Raw genomic sequence first — 4,424 nt, forward strand, 5'->3', positions numbered from 1 at the left:
ATGTCGGGGTTGCGGCTGAGACGCCATGGTCGTTTTCTGCCTTTTTTATTCCTCCTCCCACATCTTATTTAATTTTTCATACGTAGCCGGATATTTAGCCTGGTACTGCAGGAAGCTTGGTATCGGATAACGTACCCCTCCTTTGTGCGTTCCGGCAAATCCGGCTATCACGTCATCTGCCATTCGATACGGGAATGAGAATGCCATTTCATGATCATGTGTTTGACCGAACACTCGGTCACCATAGCACGGTAAAATCACCTGCGGACTATCCGTCTGGGTTGTACGAATGATAATATCCGCACAATCCGCCCGTGCCGAAAACTCCGATGTAATCGCTCCCCCCGTCGTAAACAGCGATGCAGCTACCATGCGCATAACCTGGGCCGAGTTTCCGTACACAACTACCACATCCGGTTCAAATGCCGCGCGATTCAGCGGACTAACAACAATAATACCGCTCTCTTCTTTCGTGAATTTCGGAACGGCTTCTTCCGTCAGCCGGGCACAGACAAGCGTCTCGGCATACATGCCGTGCGCCAGGTTCCCTTCTGTATAAAACGACACTGGTTCTTCAAAATGAAAAGCAGCTTTGGCTATTGGACAGGATAAATCCTCCCCACCCATCGCAATTGTCCATCCGTAACGGCGCGACATCGTGATTCCCTGGCAAATGCTCAGCTGCACCTGTAAATCACGCAGCGGGCGTTTTGCTTTGTCCGGAACTTCTTCACCTGGGCGCAGCACCCGGATCGCCAGTGGAAACGTATCGGGACGAACATTCTTCTCGATTTCTTGATGCAGCTGCCGCAGTTTATCGGCAGATGTCCTTTGCATAGTTTCACTCATTATTTCCTCTCCCTTTGTTCATAAGTAAGTAACGGCTAAAAGAAGGCGAAAACCCCTCAAATCATTTGAATATTTTTTATATTCCTTTCTTTCCTCTTAATTTCCTTTCGACAAGCGGAACTTTTTTATCGTTTAGGTTGCAATCCGCTAAGCCGCCTGGCGAAAATAGTAGAGAAGGAAGGTGTTTTTATGTCAGATTGGGATGTAATCGTAATCGGCGGAGGTCCGGCCGGGCTAATGGCCTGCGTAGCTGCCGCTTCGGACAATGCTAAAGTGCTGTTGCTCGATAAAGGAGATAAGCTGGGGCGAAAGCTTATGATTTCCGGGGGAGGACGCTGTAATGTCACGAATGCCAAACCGCTTGATGAATTAATAAAAAACGTTCCCGGCAACGGGAAATTCCTATTCAGTGCCTTAAACACGTTCGGCAATCAGGAAATTATCCATTTCTTCACAGGGCTTGGCATTGCGCTAAAGGAAGAAGATCGCGGCCGTATGTTTCCTGTCAGCGATAAAGCGAAAACCGTTGTCGATGCTCTTCTTGGCGAGATACGGCGGCTTGGCGTAACCATTCGTGTAAACGATCCTGTCAAACAATTGTTATACAATGAAGGCGGCGTGGAAGGTGTCGAGCTTCTATCCGGCGAAATAATCCCTTGTCAGCATATTGTTGTGGCGACAGGCGGTCGTTCGGTGCCGACGACCGGATCTACGGGTGACGCTTATCCGTGGGCGCGTGACGCAGGCCATACCGTAACCGACTTATTTCCGACTGCCGTGCCGCTTACCGCGGATGATGCTTACATCAAGGAAGCCAGACTCCAGGGCTTATCGCTGCGCAGCGTCTATCTCACCTTATGGAATCCAAAAGGCAAAAAAGTATGCACGGAAGAAGGGGATATGCTGTTTACTCATTTCGGAGTCTCCGGTCCTGCCGTACTGCGCGTCAGTCACTACGTATCTGTCACACAGCGCAAATTCGGCCCGGTTCCACTTAGACTAACCATCGATGCGCTCCCGGATAAAACAGTTGATGATATCGAGCGGGAGACGATAAACCTTATGGAACGGGAACCGAAAAAAACGGTCAGAAACGTGCTCCGCACCTATCTGCCCGAAAGGCTGCTTCTGCTTATTCTAGAAATGGCAGACATCGAGGAAAGCACAACATATGCGCATATTCCCCGGGCCAAATGGCGTGAGGCAGCCCGGCTTATGAAACAGTTTCCTGTAACGATCACCGGTACGCTTCCGCTTGAACAGGCCACAGTGACAGGAGGTGGAGTCAGCGTCAAAGAGATTGACCCTAAAAGCATGCAATCCAAGCTAAAACGCGGACTCTTCTTTGCCGGAGAAGTGCTTGACGTGCACGCGCACACGGGGGGCTATAACATCACCGTCGCATTTTCAACCGGGCACGCAGCCGGATCGGCCGCTGCCAGACAGGCCCTGGGAATCAAAGAGAGTTTCGTTCCGCTAAAATAAAAAAGCAGGGGGCGATAAGGAGATGAAGGAAAGAGTAAAAGAAATGCTGCAGCAAAATGAGTTGTTTCGCACGCTTCCGCAGGAAACTATCGATGAAATCATCGAAGTTTCTTCCGTAGCTGAATATCCGAAACACCATTTCGTCATTCATGAGCGGGAACAGGAAAACGATCTGTTTTTCCTGCTTGAAGGAATGGCAAGAAGTATCATCATTACGGATGAAGGTGAGGAAGTCTCGGTACGCTTCTATCATCCAGGAGAGCTGGCCGGTCTAATCAATACGCTGGCGGAAGATACGTCCCGCTTCTCCGTACAGACAATGGAAAACTCCCGCTTTCTTGTCATAAAAAAAACGCTGTTTAACCGACTCGTTCATGACCACGCACCTTTCGCTGAACAGCTTACCCATGATATCAGCAAACGCCTGCAGTATATGTATCATGCGCTGGCGTTGGAGTCTTCGGCACATCACCATGGATTTGAAGCATATCCGTATCGCAAAAAAGCAGGCGAGCTTATGGAGACTGAACTTGTCTTTCTTCCTCCCGGTGCGCCCGTCATCGAAGCCGCTTCCGTTATGCTGCGCGAGCAAACGAGTTCCGTCCTGATTATGGAGGATGAGGCGCTGCGCGGCATCGTGACGGAGCGGGATTTAATCGCACTTCTTCCCAATTATCAAACCATCGCTTCACTCACCGTTCAAGACGTTATGAGCGGGAATATGGTTACTATCTCGGAGGACGCCTATTTTTACGAAGCGATGCTTATGATGATGAAGCATCAAATCAAACATCTGCCTGTGCTCTCCCACGGCAAAGTTGAAGGCATTATAACGCTTAAGAAACTGACCGATTTTCGCGGCCATTCTGTGCTTGGCATGGTTAAAGATATAGATGCGGCGCAGACCATAGAACAATTGGCCGAGCAGCATAAAAAAATCGTGGCTTTCATCGACCGGATGATGCGGGAGGGAGCGGCGGCCCATGAAATCTGCTCGATTATTACGGAATTCAATGATCGGATCTTGCGCCGAATTATTGAACTATCAGAACAGGCAATGGTTGCCGGGGGATGGGGGGCGCCGCCAACGGACTACTGCTGGATTACGATGGGCAGCGAAGGCCGCAAAGAACAGACCCTGAGCACGGACCAGGATAACGGGATTATTTATCCTGATATCGAAGACGAGGCACACCATGCAGAAGTAGACAATTATTTCGCCCGCCTGGCGGAGAAGATTGTTGCAGGCCTTGAAGCATGCGGCTTTCCGCGTTGTAAAGGCGACGTCATGGCGACCAATCCGAAGTGGCGAAAATCGCTGTCCGATTGGAAACGCATGGTCAACGCCTGGTTCTCCCATATGCAGGGCGAAGAAATTCGCATGTTTACGATTTTTCTGGATTTCCGCCCTGTCTACGGACAGGCGGAATTGGCCAATGATCTCCGCCGCTACTTTCTAACACGCAAAAAAGACTTCCCGTTTATCTATAATCTACTGGCAGAAGACGATGCCTCCTGCAGCGTTCCTCTTGGCATATTCGGCCGGGTTATTTATGATAAAAAGATTAAGGATGGAATTGATATCAAAGGCGGCGCGCTGGTTCACTTCGTCAACGCGATGCGCCTGCTATCCATTTTTGAAGGTATTGAGGCGGTCTCAACGTTAGAGCGTCTGGAACAGCTTACGAAAAAGCGCGTGTTTACACAGGAGGAGGAAGACGAAATCAAAGATTCATTCAATACGTTGCTTCACTTCCGCATTCGCGAAAATATGAGGCAGTTGAAGCAAAAACGTCCCCTCTCTAATGAACTTCATGTGGCCGCTCTCCCTAAGGAAGAGCAGATTCGCCTGAAAAAATCGCTAAATACAGCAAAATGGCTGCAACAAAAGCTGATTCGCCAATTCCATGTGCGCGGCATTCGTATTTAATTTTTCGTTTTTCATTGACCGATAAAGAATGCATAAACAGTAAGATATAAATGCGATATACTTCATTTTTTATGAGAATAAATAATGAAGGAATATCGCATTCATTGTGCAGAATAACTGAGGAGAAAAGATCCAGAGTAGAAAAAGGCGTTCGCCTTTT

Annotated in this window: 3 protein-coding genes; 2 read left to right on the forward strand and 1 reads right to left on the reverse strand. The window is 48.9% G+C overall.

All coding sequences use genetic code 11. The features are described 5' to 3' along the window. Positions 1-45 precede the first annotated feature (45 nt). Positions 46-849 (reverse strand): DUF169 domain-containing protein, encoded by an 804-nt coding sequence (locus tag B2899_RS17285; RefSeq protein WP_286887379.1) that lies wholly within the window; start codon positions 847-849, stop codon positions 46-48. Between the two features lie 189 nt (positions 850-1,038). Between B2899_RS17285 and B2899_RS17290 the strand changes: the two genes are divergently transcribed. Next, positions 1,039-2,334, forward strand: a complete 1,296-nt coding sequence (locus B2899_RS17290) for an NAD(P)/FAD-dependent oxidoreductase (RefSeq protein WP_286887381.1) — start codon at positions 1,039-1,041, stop codon at positions 2,332-2,334. Positions 2,335-2,356: 22 nt separating this feature from the next. Beyond that, a complete protein-coding gene (locus B2899_RS17295) occupies positions 2,357-4,264 on the forward strand; it encodes a DUF294 nucleotidyltransferase-like domain-containing protein (protein WP_286887382.1) in 1,908 nt (635 codons plus the stop codon). Positions 4,265-4,424 lie beyond the last annotated feature (160 nt).

Origin of the sequence: Aneurinibacillus sp. UBA3580 (genome assembly GCF_002375825.1) — a bacterium.
Taxonomy (GTDB): Bacteria; Bacillota; Bacilli; order Aneurinibacillales; family Aneurinibacillaceae; genus Aneurinibacillus; species Aneurinibacillus danicus.